A 24,048-nucleotide genomic window follows, 5' to 3' on the forward strand; every position below is an offset into this window, starting at 1 on the left:
ACCAAGAATCAATTGCTCAGAAGTTTGGTCAGTCGCTCCAGTGAACCATTAAGTATCTCATCTTCACGAGCGACGCAAATACGGACATGGGCGTCCCATGTGTCGCTGTCCGCAAAGGCTGAGCCCGGCGTCATTCCGACGCCCGCCTCTCTCATGATCATCTCGTTGAACGCGATAGCATCGTCGAACCGCCGAGGTATCCGTGCCCAAATGTAGAACGACGACCCTGCATCATAGATCTCAAATCCGAGATCGGAGATGCCCTCGGCAAATCTCCGACGCTTGGCGTCAAATTTGTCTCGCAGCCGCGGATAATACTCATCGTCGGCCATCAGGACCTTGCCGAGCGCGGCTTGCAAGGGCGTTACAGGGCAGACGAAGATCACATTCGCAGCGTTGTTGACCGGACCGATGAGTTCGCCGGGGCCGTATGCGTAACCGAGACGCCAGCCGGAAATGTTCCAGGATTTAGAGAACGAATTGACGGTGATGGTGCGTTCCCACATGTCCGGCAGCGACGCGATCGGCGTGTGCGGGTTCTCGCCGGTCACATAATGCTCATAAACCTCGTCGGAAATGAGCATCAGATCGAGTTCTTTCGCAACGTCCGCAATTGCCTCGAGCTCGGCTTGCGACATTACCTTGCCGCTCGGATTCGCAGGTGAACAAACGATGATAGCCTTCAGGGGAAACTCTGCGCGGTCTTTCAAACGCTTACAGTGTGCGAGAAGCTCATCTTTGTCGAACGTCAGGTCATCATTAAGTTCAAATGCCTCATTCTTAGCTCCGAATTCTTCCAAGATCCGCCGGTGATAAGGATAATAGGGCTCAAAGACCAACGCCGCGGCCCCGCGCAAATAGCTAAGAGCGATCCCGATCAGGGCTCCCGTACCGCCGTTTGTGATCATCAATTCAAACGGCCGAGCGTCGATATTCACGTCGATGCCGTTGTATTTTGCGATCTTTGCCGCGACAGCTTTACGCAATTCCTCATCGCCTTCGCTGCCGCCGTAATGATTGCGGCTGGCGGCTATTTCGACCGCCGCCGCCTCTGCAAGCCGCCGATCGATCGGCAGTTCGGACTGGCCCTGAACCAGATTCCCGCTCGACGGCACCAGGCGCGTGATAGCTCGAATATCGGGCTTTACTTTTGTCAATTTCGCTTCGGTCATAAGGTCTAATTTATCAGTTTTTGCACGTCTAACCTAAACGTCATCCGAGCGAGCTGTGGGCCGCACGACAAGCCAAATATGCTAGAATCCTATGGAAACTTTGGTTATGGCGAAGCTTTACATTTTAACATCGGTATTGATCGCAGTCGCGGCGTTATCGCCGTTTTTGGGACACGCGCAGGCTCCGAACGACGTTCTGGCAAAGGCAACGGGCCACGTTATTCGCGTTGGGGACCTGAGAGAGGACCTTCAGGCAGCGTCACAAAAGCTCCCGGAAGAATTGCGTTCAGCTCGGACCGCAGCTTTTGACCGAATGATGGCCGAGCGCGTTCTGCAATCAGAAGCTCGCAAACAAGGCACGACCGTCGGCAGGCTATTGGCGGTCACCCGCTCAAAGATAGCTGATCCGCCTGCTGCAGAGGTTACCAAGCTCTACGACGCAAACCGCACCTCCCTTTCCTCTTACTCTGAGGCCGAGGGCCGGCAGATCGTGATCGATTACCTGCGGCAAAAGCCTGAGCAGGATGCCGTCAGCGCACTGATCCTGGAACTGCAGACAAAATACAAAGCAACAGCAGGCAAGAACGTCAACGCGGCAGACCTGAGGCCCGCAGACGTCGTTGCAACCATAGAAGGCAAGGCGATAACTGCTGCCGAGTTCGATAAATATGTCGAATTCGATCTTTACGAACTCCGTGCGGATGATGCCGAACGCCTGCGCGATGCCGTCGCGGAGATACTGCTGCAAAAGCTGATCTCAGACGAAGCCGCAGCCGAAAAGATAGACGCCGGTGCTCTGCTCGCTCGAGAGATAACGAGCAAAATGAAAGACTATTCGGACGAAGAGCGGTTCGCTCTGGAGGCCGCCTTTCGAAACCGGCTGTTTCAGAAATACAAGGCAGAGATTTTGCTCGATGTCCCAAAACCGCCGGTTTTCAATATTGACACTGCGAATAGCGCCTCGATCGGGCCTGCGGACGCGAAAGCTGTTATTGTGATGTTCAGCGATCTTCAGTGTTCGGCGTGTGCAGCTGCTCATCCGATCATCAAGGGCGTGATCGCCGAGTTTCCCAACAAGGTGAGATTTGTCGTTCGCAACTTCCCTCTCGAAGGCATCCATAAGAACGCCCGCAACGCGGCACTCGCCGCACGTGCCGCGTTCAATCAAGGAAAGTTCTTTGAATTCGCCGAGATACTATATAAGAATCAGAATAAATTGGATGCAGCGTCGCTGTCTGAATACGCGAGACAGATAGGCTCGAATGAAAAGCAGTTCGACGCAGATATTAGGTCAGAAAAGACCGCCGCAGAAATTGACCGCGACATTTGGGATGGGGAGATGCTTCAGATTTCCGGAACGCCGACGGTTTATGTGAACGGCATTCGTATGCGTAGGATCTCCGCGATATCGCTCCGTAATGCCATCGAAACCGCGTTGCCGCGGTAGTTCAAGCCCGATCTAAGTTGATATGAGAAAGTTGATGTTGCTCCTGATCGCTTTAATGTTCACTGCCTGTTCTCAAAGCGGGCCTGCCGCTCCCGCCAACGGTACTGCTTCGAATGCGGCCGCTACTGCTCCCGCGAAAAAGGAACCTGTTCCGGTCTATACGTTCGAGATCGTCAAAACGCACCCGCACGATCCGCAGGCATTCACGCAAGGCCTCTTTTATCACAACGGCTTTCTTTACGAGAGCACCGGCCAGGAAGGGCGCTCGCAGATCAGAAAGGTCGAGATAGCGACCGGCAAGGTACTGCAAAAATGGGATCTGCCGGGCGATAATTTCGGCGAAGGGGCCGCATTGTTGAACGACAAGATCTATCAAATAACCTGGCGTAACGGCATCGGCCGGGTCTTTTCGCTTGATGATCTCAAACTCTTACGCGAATTCAGCTACGTCGGCGAGGGCTGGGGCCTGACGACCGACGGGACCAACCTGATCATGTCGCAAGGCACACACGTCCTGAAATTCCTTGACCCTGAGAATTTCAAACAGCTCAAAACGCTTCCGGTACTCCGCGAGGATGGCCGGCCGCTGATGAATTTGAACGAGCTCGAATATGTCAAAGGCGAGATATGGGCGAACATTTGGCATTCAGAAAGGCCTGACATTCTGGGGAAAACGAACCACATCGCCCGCATCGACCCTGAAACGGGCAAGATCGTCGGCTGGATTGACCTGACCGGGATCTCACCCGATGATCAGCCGAAACCCGATAAGGCGAGCGATCCGTTCGACCCTAAAGCCGAAAACACGCTGAACGGCATCGCGTACGACCCGGCAACCGAGCGAGTTTGGGTGACGGGAAAGAACTGGCGTAAGCTTTACGAAATTCGAGTCGTCCCGAAGAGCCAATGACCGAAGCTGACCGCAAATTCATGATGCGTGCGATAGAACTCGCACGTGAAGGCGTCGAAGCGGACGCCGGCGGGCCGTTCGGCTGCGTGATCGTCAAAGACGGCGAGATCGTCGGCGAAGGGAACAATCGCGTTACGTCGACGAATGACCCGACCGCTCACGCCGAGGTCGTCGCTATTCGAGAGGCATGCTCTAAACTCGGATCGTTTCAGCTTGAAGGCTGCTCGATCTACGCCTCGTGCGAGCCGTGCCCGATGTGCCTCGGTGCCATATATTGGTCACGGCCGGCGGCTATCTTTTATGCAGGAACGCGTGACGATGCGGCGGCTGCCGGTTTCGACGACGATCTCTTTTATCGGGAGCTTGAACTTCCCAATGAAAAGCGTGAACTTAGTATGCAGCAAATAATGCGTGATGAGGCCCAGGCGGCTTTCCGCGTATGGATAGAGAAAGAGGACAAGATAGAATACTGATGTCCGGAAACCTGGTATTTTTCATCGTCCTTGCCCTCGTCGCCGGCGCCATGGTGCCGACCCAAGGCGCGGTAAATAACAAGCTTGCGGGAGCTCTCGACAGCCCGATCCTAGCGTCATTCATTTCTTTCGTGATCGGGACCCTGTCGCTTCTCGTTTTCGTGATCGTATCGGGCACGGGATTTTCGGGCCTCGCCTCGGCCAAGAACGCATCTGCGGTCGCGTGGACCGGCGGACTGCTTGGCGCATTCTTTGTGACGGCTTCGGTCATTGCTATCCCAAAGCTCGGCGTCGCCTTAACGTTCAGTCTTATAGTTGCAGGACAAATGGTGGTAACGCTAATTATCGATCATTACGGCCTGCTTGACGTGCCGATGAAAGAGATCAACCTGCCGCGAATAGCTGGAGTATTATTGATCATAGTCGGGGTTGTGCTGATCAGGCGATTTTAGGATCCCTCGAGAACGTTCAATGGAAAGCCGAAGCATTCCCAAGCCGGAAAGACGGAGCAGACTCCGCAACATTCTGGGACGAGAATACTACACGGCGAAGCGACGCCTCTCTTGGCTCGCTAACTCGCGAAAGTTCGCAAAACCTGCCGCAAATATTCGCCTCGAACACAGTATATTCAAGCACAGATCGACCATCCTTCGTCCCCTCCGCGACGTAGAGATGTATCTGCAGCATAACAAGCGGACTAATCTGCGGCTGGCGATCGAGCGTATTGAAGGAGCGGTCATTCGGCCCGGCGACACGCTCTCTGTTTGGCGGCTGGTAGGGCGGCCTACGGCATCACGCGGATTTCTCGAGGGCCTTGTCCTTCATAACGGCCGCATCGAAAAAGGCATCGGCGGCGGGCTCTGCCAGCTTGGCAATCTGCTATATTGGATCGCATTGCATTCGCCCCTCACGATCGCGGAAAGATACCGCCACGGTTTTGACGTTTTCCCGGACATCAACCGCTCGATACCATTTGCCTGCGGGGCGACGCTCGCTTACAACTACATCGATCTTCAGCTTCGCAACGACACGTCCAGATCGTACCAAGTTCGTCTATGGATGGACGATGAATATCTGCACGGTGAATTGTTCTCGGATTCACCTTCTGAATTCAAATACGAAATATTCGAGACCGACCATCAGATGAAACTACAGCCGTGGGGCGGCTACACACGGCACAATCGCATCTGGCGTCGCAGGACGAGCTTAATTGACGGCATGACCGAAGAAGAACTCATCACCGAAAACCACGCAATAATGATGTACGAGCCGCTCCTTACCGCCTGATAACAAATCTTTACAATTTCACCGGGAACTTTCCTTCAACCGTTGGTGTCTAATGACTCAGCGGACGGCACCGCCGCGAAAGGAGGAAAGATATGTTTGACCAATTATTGATCAGTGAAACTGAAGGCACCCGAACAAAGGGCCGCCGCGGTTATTTTGCGGTGTCAGGCATTGCGATGGTGACGCTGCTTGTCACGGCCTTCGTGTACAGTATTTTTGCGATCGATTTCCGGATCGCTTCAAGCGGATTTGAAGTAACACAAATGCTTATGCCGGTGATGCCGCCGGCGGCTGAACCGGTCCCTGAACCGCAGCCCCAGCCGCGTCAGAGCATGCCGGCGACACCGCAGAGGTCAGAAACGAACGTGCCGACGCGTGCCGTGAATATGGCGAGGGTCGATGAAACCAGATACGTCCCGAAAGAAGTATCGACCACACCGAACACAACGCTTTCGCGTCCTCTCGGCGATGTGAAGTTCAACGGCAGAGACTCGAACCCTGTCGATCCCGGAACATCCGGAAGAGATACGGGAACCGGAACAGGAACACTTGGCGGAACCGGCACGGGACCTGCAACGAACACGGTCGCAGCCGCCGATGACCCGCCGCCTCCGCCGCCGGTGAAACGCGATCCGCCGCCGACACCGACCCCGCCGAAACAGATCTCGGGCGGCGTTGTGAACGGAAAGGCCATCAGTTTGCCGAAGCCGAACTACTCTGCCGCGGCAGTTGCGGTCGGGGCATCAGGAAGGGTTGACGTGCAGGTGTTGATCGACGAAAGAGGAAACGTGATCTCCGCAAAGGCTGTCAGCGGCCACCCGCTGTTGCGTGCATCGGCGGAACAGGCAGCACGCAATGCCAGATTTGAGGCGACGAAGCTCTCGGACGTTCCGGTCAAGGTCTCGGGCGTGATCATCTACAACTTTACTCAGTCGTAATTGCGACCCAATGGAGAATGAAGCGGGCTTCGGCCCGCTTTTTTGTTTGGTCGAGAGAAACTAAAGGTCTGCGATCGCCGATAACAGGTTAAGGAACTTTGCCGTATCGAGTGCGATGAGTTCAACGGGAATTTGCTTTTTCAGATCATCGAAGATCATCCCGTCGATCATGACCGGCTCGTCGGATTTGACGGCGACCGACGGCATCACCGCAAAGTCGCCAACGATCTCATTGCGAACCGCAGCAATATCACTGCCCGACATCAGTCCCGCGACCGACACGTCGCCGCCAAAATATTTATTCGGCACAGCCACGACCTGCAGATCCGATCCGGTCGTTTCGTTAAAGCTGCCGATCAGCTCCCGCATTATCGGTGCGAACATCTCACCTGTTAGTATTGTGCCTCGCCTTGAGATCACTTGGGGCTTGTCGGGTGCAGCCGTCTTTACGGGCCTTACAGCAAACTCATGCGTTCGCACATCGGCAGCCTGCTGACGCGGCCTTTTCTTCACTATCATCGCCGCGAACTCGCTCACAAACGAGCGTACCATTCCCACGCCGTCCTCGATCTGCGGATAGTCTCCGTAGTGTTCACGTTCGGGCACATCGACCCCGGCCTTCAGATATATCTCATCACCAAGGAATGCGAATGTGGTGCCAAGTCTGCTCCGAAATTCGGTTTGCAGAGCAGATATCTGGGCGATCAACTCACGGCAAAACTCCGGCGTAACGCGGGTCAGGCGTTCATCGGTGTTGTATCGTGTCAACGCCACGGGTACGATCGCTACGGATACGACGCTCGGATAATATGCCGCGAGATCGTTCAGGGTTATTCCCAGTATTTCTCCGTCGTTGATGCCGGGGCACAGAACGACCTGAGCGTGGATCTCGATACCGTTGTCTATCAGCAGCTGCAGTTTGTTCGAGATGTCCGCACGCTTTTCGTCAACGCCGAGCAAATAGGCCCGCGTTTTCAGATCGGTGGCGTGTACTGAGACATACTGCGGTGATAAACGCTGTTCGATCACGCGTTTCATCTCGTCCTCGGTGATCGAGGTCAGCGTAGTGTAGTTGCCGTAAAGGAAAGAAAGCCGTATGTCCTCATCGCGAACGAACAGCGACGGACGGGCGTCTTCAGGGTTGCCCTTGCAAAAGCAGAACAGACATTCGTTCGCACATTGCCGCGGGACGATCTGCTCGAACATAAGCCCCAGCGGCTCACCTTCTTCGCGGTCAAATTCAACTTCGAAAACGTCACTTCCGGGACGCCGCACCTCAAATAGCAGATCGGTCTCGCCGGCGGTCTGATATCGAAAATCGAGATGATCGCGTACGGGCCTGCCGTTCACGCGGACGATGCGGTCGCCGGGACGCAGCTCGAGCTCTTCGCCGAGACTGCCCGTTTCGACCTCAGTTATGGTCACCCCGGGACGGCGAAGCTGCGTTACAGCAGGCGTTACCGCGAATTCATACATAAATAAGAAAAGTGGTCAGTTGTCGGTGGCCTGTGGCCGGAACGAACAACTGACCACCGACAACCGACCGCTGGCCACTGTTTACGCTGCTGCGGCTTTCAGGTCGATCAGCGAATCAAGCGGCGTGTATTCGATATCCTGCGACGTCGCGACCGCTTCGTAGGTGCATTTGCCCGCATAGGTATTTACGCCCTCACGCAGGCCGACGTCCTCTTTAATGGCGCGTTCGAAACCCTTGTTCGCTAGGTCAAGTGCGTACGGCAAGGTCGCGTTCGTCAATGCGAAAGTCGATGTACGCGGCACTGCTCCCGGCATGTTCGCGACGCAGTAATGCAGCACGCCCTCTTCATAATAGGTTGGATTCGAGTGCGTCGTAGCACGCGTCGTCTCAAAGCAGCCGCCCTGATCGACCGCAACGTCAACCAGAACCGATCCTTTCGGGAGCAGATGCAGCATATCGCGTGTTACGAGTTTCGGAGCAGCAGCACCGACGACCAGCACAGCACCAATGACGAGGTCGGCGTGCGAGATCGCTTCTTCTATCTGATAACGCGACGATGCAAGCGTCTGCACTTTTGACAGGAAAATATCGTCAAGCTGCCGCAAACGGTCCAAATTGCGGTCGATGATGGTCACCTTTGCACCCAAACCGACTGCCATTTTTGCGGCCTCAGTGCCCACAATTCCGCCGCCGATGATGACGACATTCGCCGCAGGAACACCCGGAACACCGCCAAGCAAAATTCCCTTGCCGCCGTTCATCTTTTCCAGATACGTCGCGCCGACCTGTACCGACATACGTCCGGCAACCTCGGACATAGGCGTCAAAAGCGGCAGTTTTCCGTTTACATCTGTGATGGTCTCATAAGCGACACCTGTCACATTGCGTTCCATCATCTGCTTGGTCAGTTCGAATTCAGGGGCAAGGTGCAGGTATGTGAAAAGCAGCTGGTTCTCACGCATACGCGGATATTCAGGTGCGATCGGTTCTTTGACCTTGACGATCATGTCGCTCGCTTCCCAAACCTCATCAGCCGTTTCGAGCATTGTTGCGCCGGCCTTGACGTACTGCTCGTCAGTAAAACCTGAGCCTTCGCCAGCCGTTTTCTGCACAAAAACTTCGTGCCCCGCATTCTCCAACGCCTGCACGCCCGCCGGCGTTAGCCCGACGCGATATTCGTTATCTTTGATCTCTTTTGGTAATCCGATCTTCATTTAGAAATTCTCCGGTAAAATAATTGCAAACAGCATAGCCGCAAACGATAATTTTACGCTGTTGCCAAAAAAACGTGAAATGCACCAACCGAAAACTGCTCGTTCATTGCAATAGCAGAGGCCGCTGCTTTATCACGAACGGCCGTGCGGCGATAAACACCTCACCTGCGTCATTGAACGTGATGCCGAATGCCTGATTTGCGGGCGAAGCTCCGATCTGCTTCCCTGTCGGCGAAAATGCCCGTATGACGCTCGTTTCCGTCACGTAGATGTTGCCGCTCGGGTCGAGAGCAATGTCGTTTGGCGAATTCAGTTCTGTCGGAAAACGATTCAGGAATTTACCTTCCGCTGAGAATTTGATGATGTCCTTGCCGCGGCGATCGAGCAAGTACATCGTACCGGCAGCATCGGCAGTCACTGATTCGAAGCCGAAAGCGGTATCGGCGGCGGCCGCTGCGTCTCTGATTTTTTTCACCTCGGCCAGATCCTTGTCGAGAAAAACAATGCCCTGACGCCCGACCGCGATCACGCTTCCGTCGGGTTTGACGTGGATATCACGAAGCCGCGGGTCCTCGTATCTAGCCTTTTCCTCGCCCTCCAAACTCGTGTATTTTCCGATGCCCTTGTTTCCGAGCACGAACAGATTACCCGAGCGGTCGGCTGCGATCGCAAACACCAGGTCGGCTCCCTTTGCGTCCCATTGCTTCAAAAAATTGCCGGCCGCATCAAATATTTGGATCCTGCCGCCATTGTAATCGGTGCTGTAAATGTTCCCATTATTATCAACGGCGACCACACGATTGTCCTTGAATCTTCCGACGCCCGTTCCCTCGCCGCCGACGCGCATGAGTTCGGACGAGGATTCCATCTCCGCAGCCCTTGTAGCTTTTTCCTCAGGCGACGCGTCGGCCACCGGGCGTGTAATTAGCCACGTGCCGATAATGACCGCCGCGATCACGAAAACCGCAAGTCCGCCGAGCACGATGAACGTCAAAAAGTAGCCGCCGACCCTTTTGGCAGCAGCTGTATCGACCTTGAACTGCGATATCGGCTCAAATATCTTCTTGAGCGAAATGGACTCAAACACGATCGGCTCGCCTCGTTCGAGCTTATCTACCGCATCCTTCGCCTCAGCCAGCCGGCCGCCAAATTGCTCGTGATACAGCTTGATCGCATGTATCTTCTTGTTTGCGGCTAGGAGCTTTTTGATCTCGGAGAATACGAAGGCCTTTTGCGTAAGGTCGGCCAACTCATGAGGTTTTAGTTCGGTGCTGCTATCCGCGCTCTGATCTTCCGAATATAGATATCGCGGCACCAATATAGTGCAGCCGCAAAATCCGCATTTCTGCGTCTTGCCGCCCTCATATTCAAGCGGGCCCGAACACGATTCACATTTGAAGACCTGAGACATGAGCTTTCTGTATGTATTAGTTTGAACCTTGTTCCGACAGTCGACCAGATGCGGGCCCTGACCGATATCCAATTAAAGAGAACTGCGATTATAGTTCAGAACGCGTGTCCGGGAAAACGGTCGAACGGGACTTCGCGATGCCCGATTTGATGATCTACGCAGATTTCGCGAAAATCTTATTTGAGCCAAACATAACACTATGACAAACGAAATTTTTGAAATACCTGTCCGAACCATCGACGGTGAAGATACGACCCTCGGCAACTACAAAGGCAAGACGCTGCTCATCGTGAACGTCGCGTCAAAGTGCGGGCTGACGCCGCAATACGAAGGCCTCGAAAAACTCTATAAAGAATACAATGACAAGGGATTTGAGGTCCTCGGCTTCCCTTGCAACGATTTCAAAGGCCAGGAACCAGGCACTGAGGAAGAGATCAAAGACTTTTGCTCGACGAATTACAACGTCACCTTCCCGATGTTCTCTAAGGTCGGTATCCTCGAAAACCGTCACCCGCTTTATGCAAGCCTGATCGCCGCTCAGCCCGAAGCGAACGTGAATAACGGCGACGGCATGGAAGAGCGGCTTCGCAATTTCGGCCACACACGCACGGATCCGACGGACGTGCTGTGGAATTTTGAGAAATTCCTCGTCAGTAAGAACGGCGATATCGTGTCCCGTTTCGCCCCTGACGTCACTCCTGATGACGAACGCTTGCGTGCTGCTGTCGAGGCTGAACTCTAAGACTGATCCGCGTCTATAATGACCACTCTTAAGGCTCGATACGAGTGGTCATTTTGCGACATATTCAGTAAACGGCCAAACGAGCGGAACGAAGATCATTGCAACGATAAAAATTATTGCGTTGAGCGGTGCTCCCACTTTTGGAAAATCGGTGAATCTATAATTGCCTACGCCGTAAACGAGAACGTTGGCCTGATGGCCTATAGGCGTCAGGAATGTGGTTGACGCGCCTATCGCTATGCCCATGAGAAATGGATACGGCTCATAACCCATACCTGTGGCAATGGCGATGCCTATGGGTGCAAGAAGCACGGCGGCGGCGGCATTTGACATTACCTCGGTGATCATTGTTGTAAACAAGATGAGACAGGCGAGAAGGACATACGGTCCATAATCACCTGTACCGAGAACTATCCAATCGGCCAGCCAGCGCGCTGTTCCGGCATGTTTGTCATCCATCGCAATCCCAAGCGGCATCATACAAGCGATAAGAAATATGACCCTCCATTCGACCTCATAGTACATGTCCTGCGGGCGAACGCAACCGGTAACGACCATAAGGAAAACACCCAATATCCCGGCGATCGAGATGTGCAAAAGGCCCGTCGCGGCCGAGATGACCGCAATTGCCATGATCGCGAGTGCGATAGGAGCTTTTCGTGTCTGCCGTGTCGCTTTTTCTAGACGATTCACAACAAGAAAATTGGAGCTTTTCGCCATCTCGTTGAGTGCGTCAGGCGAGCCCTGCACCAGCAGGACATCTCCGACCTCCAGCGGGACCGAGATGAACCGCTCCTGCAATGTCTGCCCACGACGACGAAGCGCCAGAACAAGAATTTCAAATCTTCGACGAAGATAGCCTTCTTCGATGGTATCTCCCAAGATCTTTGCATTTGGGGCGATCGCGACCTCCGCAAGCTGAACGCTTTCCTCGGTTAGAGACTCGTCTGTGAACTTGGTTTCCGCCCAAATCTGAAGAGGACTGCTGTCCTTATCGCGAAGAATATCCATTATCTTGCCTTCTACGATAAGACGGTCGCCTGATCGTAGAACCGTGTCAGGAGAAGGTTGCAAAGAGACCTTTTCGGCATCTATGTGCCTGTATATCTTCAAGATGGTCAGTCCGTAGTTGGCATTCAGTTCCGAATCGCGGATAGAAACGTCGACAAGCGGTGAGGATTCCGGCACTAGAACCTCGGTAAGGTAATTCTCAAGCTCGTATTCGTCGGTGAGTCCGCCGGTCGCCTTTCGCTTCGGGATGAGATGACGGCCAACAAAGGTCATATAAAGTGCACCGACGCACATGACCGCTAGGCCGGTCGGGGCAAAATCAAACATTCGAAACCCGCGGAAACCCTGTTCTTCAAGTGCGATGGAAACAAGAAGGTTTGGCGGCGTACCGATAACGGTCGTCAGCCCGCCTAGCAACGAGCCGAATGAAAGCGGTATGAGAAGCTTCGTAACGGGATACTCCGCCCTTTTTGCGATCGCGAACATCGCGGGAAGAAGTATCGCGACGGCACCGATGTTGTTCATAAAGGCAGACATGATGCCTATGGTGAACATTATTGTCAGCGTCAATGTGATCGGTCCGCTTGCACCGACCTTGAGAATGAATTCTGCGATGGAATCGGCGACACCGGTTCGAATAAGGCCGTAGCTCAATATGAACATCGCGATGACAGTGATCACCGCAGGATTGCTGAAACCCGAAAATCCCTCTTCGATAGTAACGGTCCCCGTCAGGAGCAGGACGACCGTCACACCGATCGCAACAACGTCAGGCCGAAACACCTCGAACGCGAAAAGCAAGAGTGCGACAACTATGATCGAAATTATGAATAGATGTTCCATTTTACATATCTATCTTTACGGCCAAAGCGGCCAAATGATCGGTACCATGATGCTCGCAATGATCCAGAACAGAATATTCAGCGGAGTGCCGACCTTTACGAAGTCGACAAACTTATACTGTCCGGGACCGTAGATCATCGTGTTGGTTTGAAAACCGACCGGCGTCATGAAACTGGTCGCACATGAAAATGCTATCGCCATCAAAAACGGGATCGGATCTACATTTAGAGTGTTTGCCGTCGATATCGCGATCGGGGCAAGCAGCGCGGCCGTCGCATTGTTCGACATTGCATTGGTAAAAAACATTGTCAGCAGATAGAACGCAGAGACGAGTGCTATTGGGCCAAGTGCTCCAATATAAGCAACCATGTACTCGGAAATAATTCTCGATGTCCCGGTTGTATCCAGGGCTGTCCCTAGCGATAGGATCCCGGCGATCATAAACACGATCTTCCAATCGACGGCCTCATATGCCTCATCGATCGAAAGGCAACCGACCAGGACCAATGCGATGGCACCCGCAAGCGAAGTTACGACGATCGGAGCAATGCCTAGGGACGGGCCTAAGACCACGCCCACGACAATGGCTATCGCTATGGTCGCCTTCGCACGCCGAAACTCGGTCGTTTCCATCTCGGAAGTGATGATGAAATCGCCGCTCCTGCGAAAATTTGCGACCTTGGCGTCCTTGATCTCGATCAGCAAGAGGTCGCCCGAGCTAAGCTCTGTCTCAGAAAGCTTTTCTTTTACAAGTTTTCCCTTATGGCGAATAGCGAGCACAGTTGCATCGTATCGCTCACGAAAATGCGATGTATGCAGCGTTTGCCCGACAAGATTCGACGTCGGAAGTATGACCGCTTCCAAAAGCCTGTATGAATTCGTTGTCAGGCTTTCGTCGCCCCACTTTGTTTGGGCTTTGAAAAGAACTCCTTCTTTTTCCTGCAGGGCACGTATCTGTTCCAGATCGCACCGCACCAACAAGACGTCGTCCGCTTCGAGAATTTCGTCAGCAGACGGAAGCTGAATGATCGTCTCGCCGCGGGTGATCTTTAGTATCATCAGTTCAAGATCACGCACAAGCGGCGCTTCTTTTATCTCTTTTCCCACCGATATCGAATCCGGCAGCAGAACGATCTCTGTCAAATACTCGCTCAGCGAAAAATCATCTACCAGATCGCCGCTACCGCGTCGCTCAGGTATAAGCCGGATGCCGACGAATACCAAATAGGCTGTCCCCGCGACGAAAAGTATCAATCCCAGCGGCGTGAACTCGAACATTGTGAATGCTCGCAGGCCGTTATCTTCTGCTATCGAACTGACCAAGATATTGGAGGGAGTGCCGATCAATGTGCAGATGCCACCGAACATCGATGCAAATGAGACGGGCATCAGTATCTTTGAAGCGCTGATGCCCGTCTCTCGCGCCACGCCCAGTAGGATGGGAAGGAAAATGGCAATGACAGGCGTGTTATTTATGAAAGCGGACAAAACACCGACAACCAGGATGACCACGATGGTTCCGTACCAAAACCCTCGTTTGAACACGCGGCCCGTGAAATCGCCCAGAAATGTAACGGCTCCGGTTCTGAACAGGCCGGCGCTGATCACGAACATAGCCGCGACGGTGAGTGTCGCAGGATTGCTGAATCCGGCGACACCCTGGGCAGGTGTAATTATCCCGCTCAGCAGCAAAAGCCCCATTACGAGCAGAGCGACCATATCCACACGCAGTTTTTCTGTGACGAAAAGAAAAACGGCGAGGGCAAGGACGGCGAGGACGATCGCGATCTCGTAAGTCATAAAAAATGGCGTCGTGTGACGCCATAAAGTTTAACCTGAATTGTGATGAGCCTTCAAACTTTAGGCATTTACACCTCTACTTCGTCGATCTGAGCTTTCTGCAGCTTGCCGCTGTAATCGACATAGAGTGCTTTCCACTCGCTGAAGATATCCAGGACCTGCGTTCCGGCTTCGCGGTGGCCGTTGCCGGTTGCCTTTGTGCCGCCGAAGGGCAGGTGAACCTCAGCACCGATGGTCGCAGAATTTACATAGCAAATGCCCGTGTAAAGTTCCTGCATCGCGTAGAAAGCGTTGTTGACGTCCTGCGTATAGATCGCCGACGACAGCCCGTATTTGACGCCGTTTACGATCTTGATGGCCTCGTCGAGGGTCGAGAACGGAATGACGCTGGTTACCGGGCCGAAGATCTCTTCCTGCTCGATACGCATTCCGGGTGCGACGTCGGAAAAGACCGTCGGCTCGACGAACCAGCCGTTCTTCAGATCGCCTTTCGTCGCGCGGTTACCGCCGACGGCAAGCGTCGCTTTGTCGATCTCTCTGCCGATATGGACGTAACCTAGGATCTTTTGCATTGCGTCCTCGTGAATGACAGGGCCAACCTCTGTTTTCGGATCGAGGCCGTTGCCGACGCGAAGGGCTTTCACGCGCTCGACCAGCTTTGCGACGAATTTCTTGTAGATCTTTTTGTGAACCACTAGCCGCGAACTGGCAGTACAACGCTGTCCGCTTGTACCGAAGGCGCCCCACAGCGAACCGTCAACAGCGTTGTCGATGTCGGCGTCATCCATTACGATGATAGCGTTCTTGCCGCCCATTTCCAGCGAAACGATCTTGTTGTCACGGGCGCATTGCTCGGCGATGATCCGCCCCGTGTTGGTCGAACCGGTGAACGAGATCAACCGAACATCTTTGTGCCCGACAAGTGCCGCCCCCGCATCGCCGAAGCCGTTCACAAGGTTGACGACGCCTTTCGGAATGCCCGCTTTTTCGCACGCCTTGACCAGATTCAATGCTGATAGAGGAACGTCCTCACCGGATTTGATGACGACGGTGTTGCCGCAAACGAGTGCCGGGATGAGCTTCCACGACGGTATTGCCATCGGGAAATTGAACGGCGTGATCAGGCCGCACAATCCGACAGGCTGGCGAACGCACATTGCGAATTTGTTCGGCATCTCAGCCGGCGTCGTAAAGCCGTGCAAACGGCGGCCTTCGCCGGCGGTGTAATAGGTGCAGTCGATAGCTTCCTGTACATCGCCGCCCGCTTCCTTCAGCACCTTGCCCATTTCGCGGGTCATTTCCTGCGTGTAACGGTCCTTGTTGTCGCGGATGATCTCGGCGAGGTTGAACAACAGCTCCGCACGCTTAGGCGCGGGCGTCCGCCGCCAGCGGTCGGCCGCTTCTGCCGCAGCAGCTACGGCAGCATCAACGTCTGCAGCATTGGACTTCGGAAAACGCCCGACAATATCGCTTGTGTCCGCAGGATTTACATTGTCAAACCACTCACCGGACGAGCTTTTCACCCACTCGCCGCCGACGTAGTTGTAATATTTTGCCACCGCAGGTTTTGCGGCTTTTTTATCTTTAGCTTGTTTTGCTTTTGCCATAAGTAATTAACGAACTGTGAATTGTACCAGTTTGGTCTGCACTGAACGAGTTCCCGGATTGTAGAAAGCGACATGCAGAACCACAGGATCGCCGGGATTTAGTTTCGAAACGATATCTTTGAATGTCGCAAGCGTGGTCACAGGCTTTCTGTTGATCCGCTGTATCAGATCGCCCTCGAGCAAAGCATCGCCGCCGCCCGAGTTCTTCACGTCGGTGATAAAACTCGCTGGGCTGATCTCCTCTATCAATAGACCTTTCTGGCCCTGCATCCGATTTGATGCTGCCAACGCGGGCGTCAATTCTGTCAGCGAAAGTCCGAACGGCCTCTCATCAACGATGTCGCCCTCCAAAGGCAAACGCCGGCGGTCGTTGGCTCCGGCAGTGCTGCTTTGTGCCGGCCGTTCACCAAGTTTAATGTTTGCGGTTTTTGAAACCAGCTCATCGCCGACCTCGCGAAGAAAGCGAAGCTCAACGCTGCGGTCGGGCTGCGTCATGGCAACCTTTGTGATCAGATCCTGAGCACCGGCGACCGGTTGGCCGTTGAACTCGACCACGATATCGCCCGATATTATCCCGACGGACGCTGCCGGGCCGTCCTTGTCGCGGACATCGGTGATTATTGCCCCGCCGGTCTCTTTCAGGCCGTATACCGCTATGAATTCGGGGCGTACCGAATCCAATAGCACTCCTAAATATCCTCGCCGAACCTTGCCGTTCTTCAATATCTGGTCATATACATGACGAGTTTCGCCCGAAGGAAGGGCAAAACTTACGCCGTTGAAATCGCCTGTTGATGTCGCAATTTGCGAGTTCACCCCGATCACTTCACCGCGCAGGTTCACCAGCGGGCCGCCGGAATTACCACGGTTTATCGCTGCATCCGTCTGAATGAATCGCTGAAACGGCGTCGAGAAAGGCGTCTCTCGCCGAGTCTGCGAAATGATGCCGGCCGTGACGGTTTTCGCGAGGCCGAAGGGCGAACCGATCGCAAGCACCCAATCACCCACCTTTACTGATTCTGAATCACCGAGTTTAACGGCGGGCAACGGGCCTCTTGCATCGATCTTCAGCACTGCGATATCAGTTTCTTCATCATCACCGAGCGATCTTGCAACATATTCCTCGCCCGAATCGAGTTTCACGAGAATGCGCGTTGCTCCCGCGATGACGTGGCGGTTCGTGATGATGTGGCCTTCAGGGCTGACGATAAATCCGCTGCCGACAGCCTGAACAGGCCGCTGCTGCATCTGCCGACGCAGGAACTCCATCACGTCGTCGTTGTTGCCCGGCGAAGGTGCGGTGCGGGCCGACTGCTGCGGTGCCGGGCCTTTGGCGTCAATACTGACAACAGAGGGGCCGACCAGCTTTGCAATATCGGAAAATGTCCTGGATAGATCTTCCGCGGACTGGGCGTGGACCGAAAACTGCAAAAGCACCAAAACCGCAAAGATGAATGCGATCCTATATCTCGAATCGTGGTTCAAAATTCGGGGCATAAAGCCTCCCTAAAAGTAATGCCTAAAGGAGAGTCTTTCGATTATAACAAACTAATGTTGCGGCAGTAGAAGTATCATTCTGCACTTTTCAGCAGAACCTTCAGGACTCCGGGCTGTGCAGCGACCCGCATTGCCTCCACGCCGTCGGAAAGCGGCATTATTCGTGAGATGAGACGTTCCACATCAACTGAGCGAGATTCGAGAAGCCCGAGAGCCGGACGAAAACGCCCGCAGCGAGAACCGATCACCGTTATCTCGTCGACAACTACTCGAGATGCTTCCCACGTCGGTGTTCCGTGAAACGTCGACTTAAGAACGATCGTCCCGCGGGGCCGAACAAGGTCAAGTGCCATTGAAAAGCCACTCTCGGAACCGCTTGCTTCAACGACCACGTCAAATGAGCTGTTGTGTTCAGGAGCGATCCGCCGTCTCAGCACTGTTCTGATGCCCATATCCGCTGCTATCCAAAGCTTTTGCGGATGCTTACCGACAACTACGAGCGAAGGCGAAAGAAAATGGAGAGCTGCGGCGCAAAGCAGACCGAGTTTTCCGTCGCCGATGACCGCGACACGGGTCTCCGCATTTATCCTGACGGCATCGGCAATTCCCGCTGCGGCCGCCAGCGGTTCCGTGAAAACTGCCTGCTCATCTGAGATATTGTCTGTCAGTTCGATCAGATTTTCCGGCGGCAGCGTCAGGTATTCCGCATGGGCACCGTTTCTTCTTACGATGCCAAGCACCGTACGATCCGGGCAATGACGCGGATCACCAGATCTACAAAGGTCGCATTTTCCGCAGCCGGCGTTGATCTCGCCAACCACACGTTTTCCCACAATGTCCGGCCTTGCCGAACACTCCTCCACAACACCTACGAACTCATGCCCGATCACGCCCTCGAAATTTGCATAGCCGCGTGCGATCTCGATGTCCGTATTGCAGATGCCGGACATGGTGACACGCACCAAAGCCTCGCCGTTCGCGGTCGGACGATCGGCCTCGGCCATAACCAATTTTCCGTTGCTTATTGTAAGAGCCTTCATTGATGGTCAGTATCGAGGCCGGTACTTGCCCCGCACGCGCAGCTACTATAATCTCATTTTAGTATGCTTTCGGCGAAAACCCGCATTAAGCCTTTGTTACGGATGGCCATTCTCATCACCGCACTCGGTCTTCTGGCGGTCATTTTTTCCTGCGACGCTCCAAAAGAACCAGTCGCAGAAGATGGGCCGAGGAACTCTAGCCCGACCGAAGCCTATAAGAATCTTTTTGATGCCGTGAAGGCAAAGGACACAGAAGCTATCAAGCGCAATCTGACAAAGAAGTCCATTGATATGGGTCAGATGATGGTCGATCGGAAGATGAAGGATTCGGTGGCGGAAGCATTAGAGAACGGCCTGACCGCGACCACACTTTCCCCGACGCTGCCCACTATACGTGACGAACGGGTCAAAGGGAATATGGGAGCCCTGGAAGTCTGGAATTCCAAGGACAGCAAATGGGAGGATCTGCCGTTCATGTTAGAGAACGGTTCGTGGAAATTGGCTTGGGGCGATCAGTTCGCCGGAACGTTCGTATCGCCGGGCAAAGGACGCGATACGATAGAGAAAGAAGCAGCAAACGCCATGTCAAATACACCGTCGGCTGCAGTACACCCCGCCGTTACCAACTCGGCGGCGGCTAACGCCGTTAACGGCGCCGCAGGGAAATGATCTCCTCGGAAAACATATTGTCGGTTATCGCAACCTACGAGGCCAATGGCTGGGTGCTTCGCCGGTTGATCGCACGCTCCGAAAGGCTTACCGAATTTGAGGCCATCGCAGTTCGATATGCCCCGGCGGTCAAGGTCTGCGAGGGAAAGATGGACGCGGCGTGGTTTTCGCGGCCTCCTGCCGAAGGGCTGATCGCATGGGAACTGCGGGCCTTGGACGAGGCACCATATGCTTTGCTCGAGTTTTTGGACGAGTCTTCCGACGATCTCGAGGAACGCATCTCAGAGGTCGAAACGAGGTTGGCCGAAAGCACCGTCGGGAAAGAGATTGCTTGACATAGAAGGCGCGTGACTGCAAACTACTTCCTTAGTAGATGTCTTCCAGGCAATTTGACAGAAAAGTAGCACTCATTTGGGACAAACTCCGTCCCGTGACCCGCAAAATGCTTGCAGGAGCAATGAAAAGCGGGCCATCTCAACCTCTCTCTACGACCGCACCGAAGTTCTTCTACGATGCAACTGCCGACTGGGAGGTCAGTCGTTTGTTGACCGCACTCGACGAGGAAGCGAGGGTTCCGGCCAATAAGAAGAACAAAAAAAGACTTAATGAAATCGTGAAGCTCGCCGATGTTTGTGTTCGGGTTTTGGAAACACAGTCAGCGTCGGCTGAGGTATTCAACCTTCTGGCTGAACGTGCCTTGAGAGATAACGACTACGACCGACTCGAACGGCTCGCTGAGAACCTCGCTGACCGCTATTCTGCAGGCGAGATCGCCGAGATCATCCGTCAGACCGAATATCCTCAGGTGCGTGCCATCGCTTACGAAACTTTGGCGATGCTGCCTGTCGATGTCATCGCACCTCTGCTTGAAGACGGACTTTACTTCGAAATAGCTTTGTACGCCCTGGAGCAAAAAGCATTTGAATTTGATTCCGAAGAGGCCCGGGAACTTCTGGATCAGATGGAATCACAGGCACGATTCGTCCCGCAGGCCTGACTGGATCTACTTTTGGGGCTGTCCAAAACCCCAGCGAAACGGCGTCGGAAGAAAACTAACGCCTCCGATCCTCACGCCGAAATACATCATCACGGAAATATATTTGTGCCCCTTTGCCCGAACGCATTGGCGCAATCGCCTGTCGGATGCCTTTCGTTCAGCTTTTGTGCCGCCGACGAAATAATCTCGGTCGTGAGCCTCGCAGCATTCTCCCCAATCGCCGTCAGGAAATAACGAACAGCCGTCAAATTTGTAATTTTCGGGCGGCTGAACCCTATCGGACCTGACCTGCGAGATGCCCGTCGAGACAGTCAACATCGAAAGGGCCGCAGCAAAAAAGAACATCAAGCGAAAACTACGCATTGGCAGTGCCTGTGGAATCCGTCTTATACCGCTGAGAGTATAAAGGAAATCGTGAAGTGATCTCGGCTACATCGCGGCGGACCTTGGACCTGACCTCGTCTGATTCGGGAGCGTGGATCACATCGGCTATCATCGCTCCGATCGAACGCATCTCGTCTTCTTTCATTCCTCGCGTCGTGAGTGCCGGCGTGCCTATGCGGATCCCCGAGGCAACGAAAGGCTTTTGCGTGTCAAACGGGATCGTGTTCTTGTTTACCGTGATGTGCACCTGCTCAAGTGCCTTTTCGGCATCTTTGCCCGTGATGCCCTTGCCGTCCATCCAAACATCTACTAGCATCAGGTGATTGTCCGTGCCGCCTGAAACGATGCGCAGGCCAGCATTTGAAAGGGTTTCCGCGAGCGCCTTAGCGTTCGTTATGACCTGTTGCTGATATTCCTTGAAACTCGGCTGCAGAGCCTCGCCAAATGAGACCGCTTTTGCGGCGATGATGTGTATCAGCGGCCCACCCTGAATGCCCGGGAAAACGGCACGGTCAACGTCTTTCGCAAACTCCTCCTTACACAAGATCAAGCCGCCGCGAGGGCCTCGAAGCGTCTTATGCGTCGTAGTTGTTACAAATTCACAATGCGGGATCGGCGAAGTATGCAGGCCCGCGGCGACAAGCCCCGCGATATGTGCGATATCGGCCATCACCTTTGCACCGACCGATCGCGCGATCTCGCCAATGCGTTCAAAATCGATGGTCCTCGGATATGCCGAAGCACCACATATCAAAAGTGCGGGGCGGCTTTCCTCGGCAATACGCTGCAGTTCGTCGTAGTCGATCTGTTCCGTCTCGCGGTTTACGCCGTAGTCGGCGACCTTGAAATTGATGCCCGAAAAATTCAGCGGATGGCCGTGCGTCAAATGCCCGCCGTGCGAGAGGTTCATGCCCAAGATCGTGTCGCCGTGGTTTATCGCCGCCAGGAATACTGACATATTCGCCTGCGCACCGCTGTGCGGCTGGGCGTTCGCGTGTTCCGCTCCAAATATCTCTTTCGCGCGGTCGATCGCGGCCTGTTCGACGACGTCTGAAAACTCGCAGCCGCCGTAGTAACGCTTTCCGGGATAGCCTTCGGCGTATTTGTTCGTAAAAACCGTGCCCATCGTCTGCAGAACTGCCTCAGAAACGAAATTCTCTGAAGCGATCAGTTCAAGCCCATCGGCCTGCCGGCGAACCTCGCTGTCAATGGCATTGCTGATCAACGGATCGGTATCGGAGATATTTGCGGTAAAGAAATCGGACATACTCGGTGTTCCCTTCATTTAATGACTGATTTAATAACTGACCAAAATCAATGATAATCCTGCGCACCAAACTATGAAAAGTGCGATCACAATTAAAACATGCATCGCCGCATTGGTATTCGCTTGCCGCTCTGCCGCTGCAAAGGCATCGTTCAAGCGGATGAATGCAGGAAACCTGAGAATTGAATTTTACGTTTTGCTGTTTCTGATCGCTGCCATCGCGGGTTTCGGCTGCTCATCGACACCAAATAAGGGCGGCAACGACACTTCGGCGGCGGCGCCATCATCCGCTCGCGAGATCATTCTGGAGAATAATACGCCGACCGTCGATATGCCCAAAGTGACGCTGATCTCGACAGAAGACATCAACCGATCGAATGATGCCGCAGCGGTCATGGCAGTGAAAAGACGCTGGCCGATGGCGATGCAGCCGCGCGATCAAAAGGAGTTTGACGCGATATTGGCAGCGGGCTTCACCTTTGTCGCGGACGCAAAGGTAATGAACCGAAAGGAATATATTGCCGACCGCATATCGCCAAATGAATGGCGGATCACGCACGTCGTTTATGACAATATTACGCTTTAGTTTTTCGGTAATAATGCCCTTCTGACATATCGCAATCGCGTCAACAACGACAACGAGAACACAAAAGAACGCGAGATCAAGGTCATCCACTGGGCGGACATTTTTGTGAGATCTGGCGGCGAATGGAAGATCGCGGCGGCTCATGTGGTCGATTTTCGGATCGAGCCAATCAGCACACCTTAATAGCGCAATTTTTTGAAGTTATAGAGTCTCCGAGCATCTGGTAACATTGAATGAACGAATCCTTTGGTGTGTTCAACTCGCGAGGCGCTTTATGGCAGTGAAGGTAGTTTGTGGTGTTTTTGGGCTTTTTTTGCTGGCGATGGCAGGCGTTGCTCTGCAATCGCGAGAGGTTATTCCCGACGGTGTTTTCTCTTTCGTTTCGCCATCGCCGACTCCCGATGCCGGCGTGCCGCTTAATGTGCTTACTGACGCCGAGAAACGAATAATCGTGGACAAGGGAACGGACCGCCCATTCACAGGCGAACTTACGGACAATTTCGTGGAAGGCAGATATTACTGCCGCCAATGCGACGCTCCGCTCTTCAATTCCAAAGATAAATTCCCTTCAAAATGCGGCTGGCCCAGCTTTGATCTGGAAATTCCCGGAGCAGTAACTAAACTTCCCGACCCCGACGGCGAGCGGACCGAGATCGTCTGCTCCCGCTGCAAAGGCCATCTCGGCCACGTTTTCTACGGTGAAGGCTACACCGACAAGGATACGAGGCATTGCGTTAATTCCACATCAATGGTGTTTGTCCCAAGAAGGTCAAAGGATAATGCCAATGTCGCGGTTTTCGCAGGCGGCTACTTTTGGGGCGTCGAATATTATTTCCTGCGTGAAAAAGGCGTAAAGAGCGTGCGTTCGGGCTACACCGGCGGCAGTGTGGCGAGCCCCACATACGAGCAGGTCCTCACGAAAAAGACGGGGCACTTTGAAGCTGTAGAGGTCGTATTCGACCCCAAAGTAACCAGTTACGAGACGCTCGCACGTCTGTTTTTCGAGATACACGATCCGACACAGGCCGACGGCCAGGGAGCCGACATCGGCCCGCAATATCTTTCCGCCGTATTCTTTCAGGACGAGGAACAGCGGCAGACCGCCGAAAAACTCATTAAGATCTTAGAAGGCAAAGGGCTGAAAGTTGCCACGCGTCTCAAACCCGCCCGCAGATTCTGGCCCGCGGAAGAGTATCATCAACGCTATTACGAAAAGAACGGCGGTACCCCGTATTGCCACGTGCGTGTGAAGAGGTTTTAGACCCGCTGCTCTCGG

23 protein-coding genes are annotated in these 24,048 nt (G+C 53.9%); 12 read left to right on the forward strand and 11 right to left on the reverse strand.

All coding sequences use genetic code 11. The annotated features are described in order from the left end of the window. Positions 1-8: 8 nt before the first annotated feature. Positions 9-1,172, reverse strand: coding sequence for a pyridoxal phosphate-dependent aminotransferase (locus IPM50_04860; protein ID QQS33912.1), 1,164 nt, complete (start codon positions 1,170-1,172; stop codon positions 9-11). A gap of 91 nt (positions 1,173-1,263) precedes the next feature. Between IPM50_04860 and IPM50_04865 the strand changes: the two genes are divergently transcribed. The 6 genes from IPM50_04865 (at position 1,264) to IPM50_04890 (ending at position 6,227) form a co-directional block, all read left to right on the forward strand. Continuing rightward, positions 1,264-2,619, forward strand: a complete 1,356-nt coding sequence (locus IPM50_04865; GenBank protein ID QQS33913.1) for a thioredoxin domain-containing protein — start codon at positions 1,264-1,266, stop codon at positions 2,617-2,619. A gap of 22 nt (positions 2,620-2,641) precedes the next feature. Continuing rightward, the gene (locus tag IPM50_04870; protein ID QQS33914.1) at positions 2,642-3,529 is read left to right on the forward strand and encodes a glutaminyl-peptide cyclotransferase; all 888 of its coding nucleotides are present in this window, start codon (positions 2,642-2,644) and stop codon (positions 3,527-3,529) included. Further along, on the forward strand, positions 3,526-4,002 hold the full coding sequence (locus IPM50_04875; GenBank protein QQS33915.1) for a nucleoside deaminase: 477 nt from the start codon (positions 3,526-3,528) through the stop codon (positions 4,000-4,002). The genes IPM50_04870 and IPM50_04875 overlap by 4 nt, the downstream gene beginning before the upstream one ends. After that, positions 4,002-4,454, forward strand: a complete 453-nt coding sequence (locus IPM50_04880) for a DMT family transporter (protein QQS33916.1) — start codon at positions 4,002-4,004, stop codon at positions 4,452-4,454. The genes IPM50_04875 and IPM50_04880 overlap by 1 nt, the downstream gene beginning before the upstream one ends. Before the next feature lie 19 nt (positions 4,455-4,473). Continuing rightward, positions 4,474-5,289, forward strand: coding sequence for a VanW family protein (locus IPM50_04885; GenBank protein ID QQS33917.1), 816 nt, complete (start codon positions 4,474-4,476; stop codon positions 5,287-5,289). Positions 5,290-5,381: 92 nt separating this feature from the next. Continuing rightward, positions 5,382-6,227 (forward strand): TonB family protein, encoded by an 846-nt coding sequence (locus tag IPM50_04890; GenBank protein ID QQS33918.1) that lies wholly within the window; start codon positions 5,382-5,384, stop codon positions 6,225-6,227. 60 nt (positions 6,228-6,287) lie between these two features. Here the strand turns inward: IPM50_04890 and IPM50_04895 are convergent, their stop codons facing one another. The 3 genes from IPM50_04895 to IPM50_04905 form a co-directional block, all read right to left on the reverse strand. Further along, positions 6,288-7,703 carry a DUF512 domain-containing protein gene (locus tag IPM50_04895; GenBank protein QQS33919.1) on the reverse strand — a complete coding sequence of 472 codons (1,416 nt, stop codon included), beginning with the start codon at positions 7,701-7,703 and terminating at the stop codon, positions 6,288-6,290. Positions 7,704-7,784: 81 nt separating this feature from the next. After that, a complete protein-coding gene (ald, locus tag IPM50_04900; protein ID QQS33920.1) occupies positions 7,785-8,918 on the reverse strand; it encodes an alanine dehydrogenase in 1,134 nt (377 codons plus the stop codon). A gap of 103 nt (positions 8,919-9,021) precedes the next feature. Next, a complete protein-coding gene (locus tag IPM50_04905; GenBank protein QQS33921.1) occupies positions 9,022-10,329 on the reverse strand; it encodes a hypothetical protein in 1,308 nt (435 codons plus the stop codon). Between the two features lie 199 nt (positions 10,330-10,528). Between IPM50_04905 and IPM50_04910 the strand changes: the two genes are divergently transcribed. Next, entirely contained in the window at positions 10,529-11,071 is a 543-nt protein-coding gene (locus tag IPM50_04910) for a redoxin domain-containing protein (protein QQS33922.1), read from the forward strand. A 48-nt stretch (positions 11,072-11,119) separates the two neighbouring features. Here the strand turns inward: IPM50_04910 and IPM50_04915 are convergent, their stop codons facing one another. The 5 genes from IPM50_04915 to IPM50_04935 form a co-directional block, all read right to left on the reverse strand. Beyond that, the gene (locus IPM50_04915) at positions 11,120-12,925 is read right to left on the reverse strand and encodes an SLC13 family permease (GenBank protein QQS33923.1); all 1,806 of its coding nucleotides are present in this window, start codon (positions 12,923-12,925) and stop codon (positions 11,120-11,122) included. A 15-nt stretch (positions 12,926-12,940) separates the two neighbouring features. Continuing rightward, positions 12,941-14,725 carry an SLC13 family permease gene (locus IPM50_04920; protein ID QQS33924.1) on the reverse strand — a complete coding sequence of 595 codons (1,785 nt, stop codon included), beginning with the start codon at positions 14,723-14,725 and terminating at the stop codon, positions 12,941-12,943. Between the two features lie 68 nt (positions 14,726-14,793). Next, a complete protein-coding gene (locus IPM50_04925; protein QQS33925.1) occupies positions 14,794-16,332 on the reverse strand; it encodes an aldehyde dehydrogenase family protein in 1,539 nt (512 codons plus the stop codon). 6 nt (positions 16,333-16,338) lie between these two features. Continuing rightward, positions 16,339-17,829, reverse strand: coding sequence for a trypsin-like peptidase domain-containing protein (locus IPM50_04930; GenBank protein ID QQS33926.1), 1,491 nt, complete (start codon positions 17,827-17,829; stop codon positions 16,339-16,341). 74 nt (positions 17,830-17,903) lie between these two features. Next, entirely contained in the window at positions 17,904-18,869 is a 966-nt protein-coding gene (locus IPM50_04935) for an alcohol dehydrogenase catalytic domain-containing protein (protein ID QQS33927.1), read from the reverse strand. A 102-nt stretch (positions 18,870-18,971) separates the two neighbouring features. On the opposite strand from IPM50_04935, the gene IPM50_04940 reads away from it, so the two are divergent. The 3 genes from IPM50_04940 to IPM50_04950 are packed head-to-tail and all read left to right on the forward strand — an operon-like array spanning position 18,972 to position 20,535. Then, a complete protein-coding gene (locus IPM50_04940; protein ID QQS33928.1) occupies positions 18,972-19,538 on the forward strand; it encodes a hypothetical protein in 567 nt (188 codons plus the stop codon). Next, on the forward strand, positions 19,535-19,873 hold the full coding sequence (locus tag IPM50_04945; protein ID QQS33929.1) for a hypothetical protein: 339 nt from the start codon (positions 19,535-19,537) through the stop codon (positions 19,871-19,873). The genes IPM50_04940 and IPM50_04945 overlap by 4 nt, the downstream gene beginning before the upstream one ends. Before the next feature lie 38 nt (positions 19,874-19,911). Beyond that, positions 19,912-20,535, forward strand: coding sequence for a hypothetical protein (locus IPM50_04950; GenBank protein QQS33930.1), 624 nt, complete (start codon positions 19,912-19,914; stop codon positions 20,533-20,535). A 6-nt stretch (positions 20,536-20,541) separates the two neighbouring features. On the opposite strand, the gene IPM50_04955 is transcribed toward IPM50_04950, so the two are convergent. After that, on the reverse strand, positions 20,542-20,898 hold the full coding sequence (locus IPM50_04955) for a hypothetical protein (GenBank protein ID QQS33931.1): 357 nt from the start codon (positions 20,896-20,898) through the stop codon (positions 20,542-20,544). Further along, complete coding sequence (locus IPM50_04960) at positions 20,891-22,186, reverse strand: serine hydroxymethyltransferase (GenBank protein QQS34460.1); 1,296 nt, start codon at positions 22,184-22,186, stop codon at positions 20,891-20,893. The genes IPM50_04955 and IPM50_04960 overlap by 8 nt, the downstream gene beginning before the upstream one ends. Positions 22,187-22,259: 73 nt before the next feature. Between IPM50_04960 and IPM50_04965 the strand changes: the two genes are divergently transcribed. Further along, positions 22,260-22,772, forward strand: coding sequence for a hypothetical protein (locus IPM50_04965; protein ID QQS33932.1), 513 nt, complete (start codon positions 22,260-22,262; stop codon positions 22,770-22,772). Positions 22,773-23,094: 322 nt separating this feature from the next. Next, complete coding sequence (locus tag IPM50_04970; GenBank protein ID QQS34461.1) at positions 23,095-24,033, forward strand: bifunctional methionine sulfoxide reductase B/A protein; 939 nt, start codon at positions 23,095-23,097, stop codon at positions 24,031-24,033. The last annotated feature ends 15 nt before the right edge of the window (positions 24,034-24,048 follow it).

This window comes from Acidobacteriota bacterium (assembly GCA_016700075.1).
Classification (GTDB): Bacteria; Acidobacteriota; Blastocatellia; order Pyrinomonadales; family Pyrinomonadaceae; genus OLB17.

Bases quoted from the DNA above. Each gene is read 5' to 3' on its own strand.
- IPM50_04860 (QQS33912.1), bottom strand. From the start codon at position 1,172: ATGACCGAAGCGAAATTGACAAAAGTAAAGCCCGATATTCGAGCTATC.
- IPM50_04865 (QQS33913.1), top strand. From the start codon at position 1,264: ATGGAAACTTTGGTTATGGCGAAGCTTTACATTTTAACATCGGTATTG.
- IPM50_04870 (QQS33914.1), top strand. From the start codon at position 2,642: ATGAGAAAGTTGATGTTGCTCCTGATCGCTTTAATGTTCACTGCCTGT.
- IPM50_04875 (QQS33915.1), top strand. From the start codon at position 3,526: ATGACCGAAGCTGACCGCAAATTCATGATGCGTGCGATAGAACTCGCA.
- IPM50_04880 (QQS33916.1), top strand. From the start codon at position 4,002: ATGTCCGGAAACCTGGTATTTTTCATCGTCCTTGCCCTCGTCGCCGGC.
- IPM50_04885 (QQS33917.1), top strand. From the start codon at position 4,474: ATGGAAAGCCGAAGCATTCCCAAGCCGGAAAGACGGAGCAGACTCCGC.
- IPM50_04890 (QQS33918.1), top strand. From the start codon at position 5,382: ATGTTTGACCAATTATTGATCAGTGAAACTGAAGGCACCCGAACAAAG.
- IPM50_04895 (QQS33919.1), bottom strand. From the start codon at position 7,703: ATGTATGAATTCGCGGTAACGCCTGCTGTAACGCAGCTTCGCCGTCCC.
- ald (QQS33920.1), bottom strand. From the start codon at position 8,918: ATGAAGATCGGATTACCAAAAGAGATCAAAGATAACGAATATCGCGTC.
- IPM50_04905 (QQS33921.1), bottom strand. From the start codon at position 10,329: ATGTCTCAGGTCTTCAAATGTGAATCGTGTTCGGGCCCGCTTGAATAT.
- IPM50_04910 (QQS33922.1), top strand. From the start codon at position 10,529: ATGACAAACGAAATTTTTGAAATACCTGTCCGAACCATCGACGGTGAA.
- IPM50_04915 (QQS33923.1), bottom strand. From the start codon at position 12,925: ATGGAACATCTATTCATAATTTCGATCATAGTTGTCGCACTCTTGCTT.
- IPM50_04920 (QQS33924.1), bottom strand. From the start codon at position 14,725: ATGACTTACGAGATCGCGATCGTCCTCGCCGTCCTTGCCCTCGCCGTT.
- IPM50_04925 (QQS33925.1), bottom strand. From the start codon at position 16,332: ATGGCAAAAGCAAAACAAGCTAAAGATAAAAAAGCCGCAAAACCTGCG.
- IPM50_04930 (QQS33926.1), bottom strand. From the start codon at position 17,829: ATGCCCCGAATTTTGAACCACGATTCGAGATATAGGATCGCATTCATC.
- IPM50_04935 (QQS33927.1), bottom strand. From the start codon at position 18,869: ATGAAGGCTCTTACAATAAGCAACGGAAAATTGGTTATGGCCGAGGCC.
- IPM50_04940 (QQS33928.1), top strand. From the start codon at position 18,972: ATGGCCATTCTCATCACCGCACTCGGTCTTCTGGCGGTCATTTTTTCC.
- IPM50_04945 (QQS33929.1), top strand. From the start codon at position 19,535: ATGATCTCCTCGGAAAACATATTGTCGGTTATCGCAACCTACGAGGCC.
- IPM50_04950 (QQS33930.1), top strand. From the start codon at position 19,912: ATGTCTTCCAGGCAATTTGACAGAAAAGTAGCACTCATTTGGGACAAA.
- IPM50_04955 (QQS33931.1), bottom strand. From the start codon at position 20,898: ATGCGTAGTTTTCGCTTGATGTTCTTTTTTGCTGCGGCCCTTTCGATG.
- IPM50_04960 (QQS34460.1), bottom strand. From the start codon at position 22,186: ATGTCCGATTTCTTTACCGCAAATATCTCCGATACCGATCCGTTGATC.
- IPM50_04965 (QQS33932.1), top strand. From the start codon at position 22,260: ATGAAAAGTGCGATCACAATTAAAACATGCATCGCCGCATTGGTATTC.
- IPM50_04970 (QQS34461.1), top strand. From the start codon at position 23,095: ATGGCAGGCGTTGCTCTGCAATCGCGAGAGGTTATTCCCGACGGTGTT.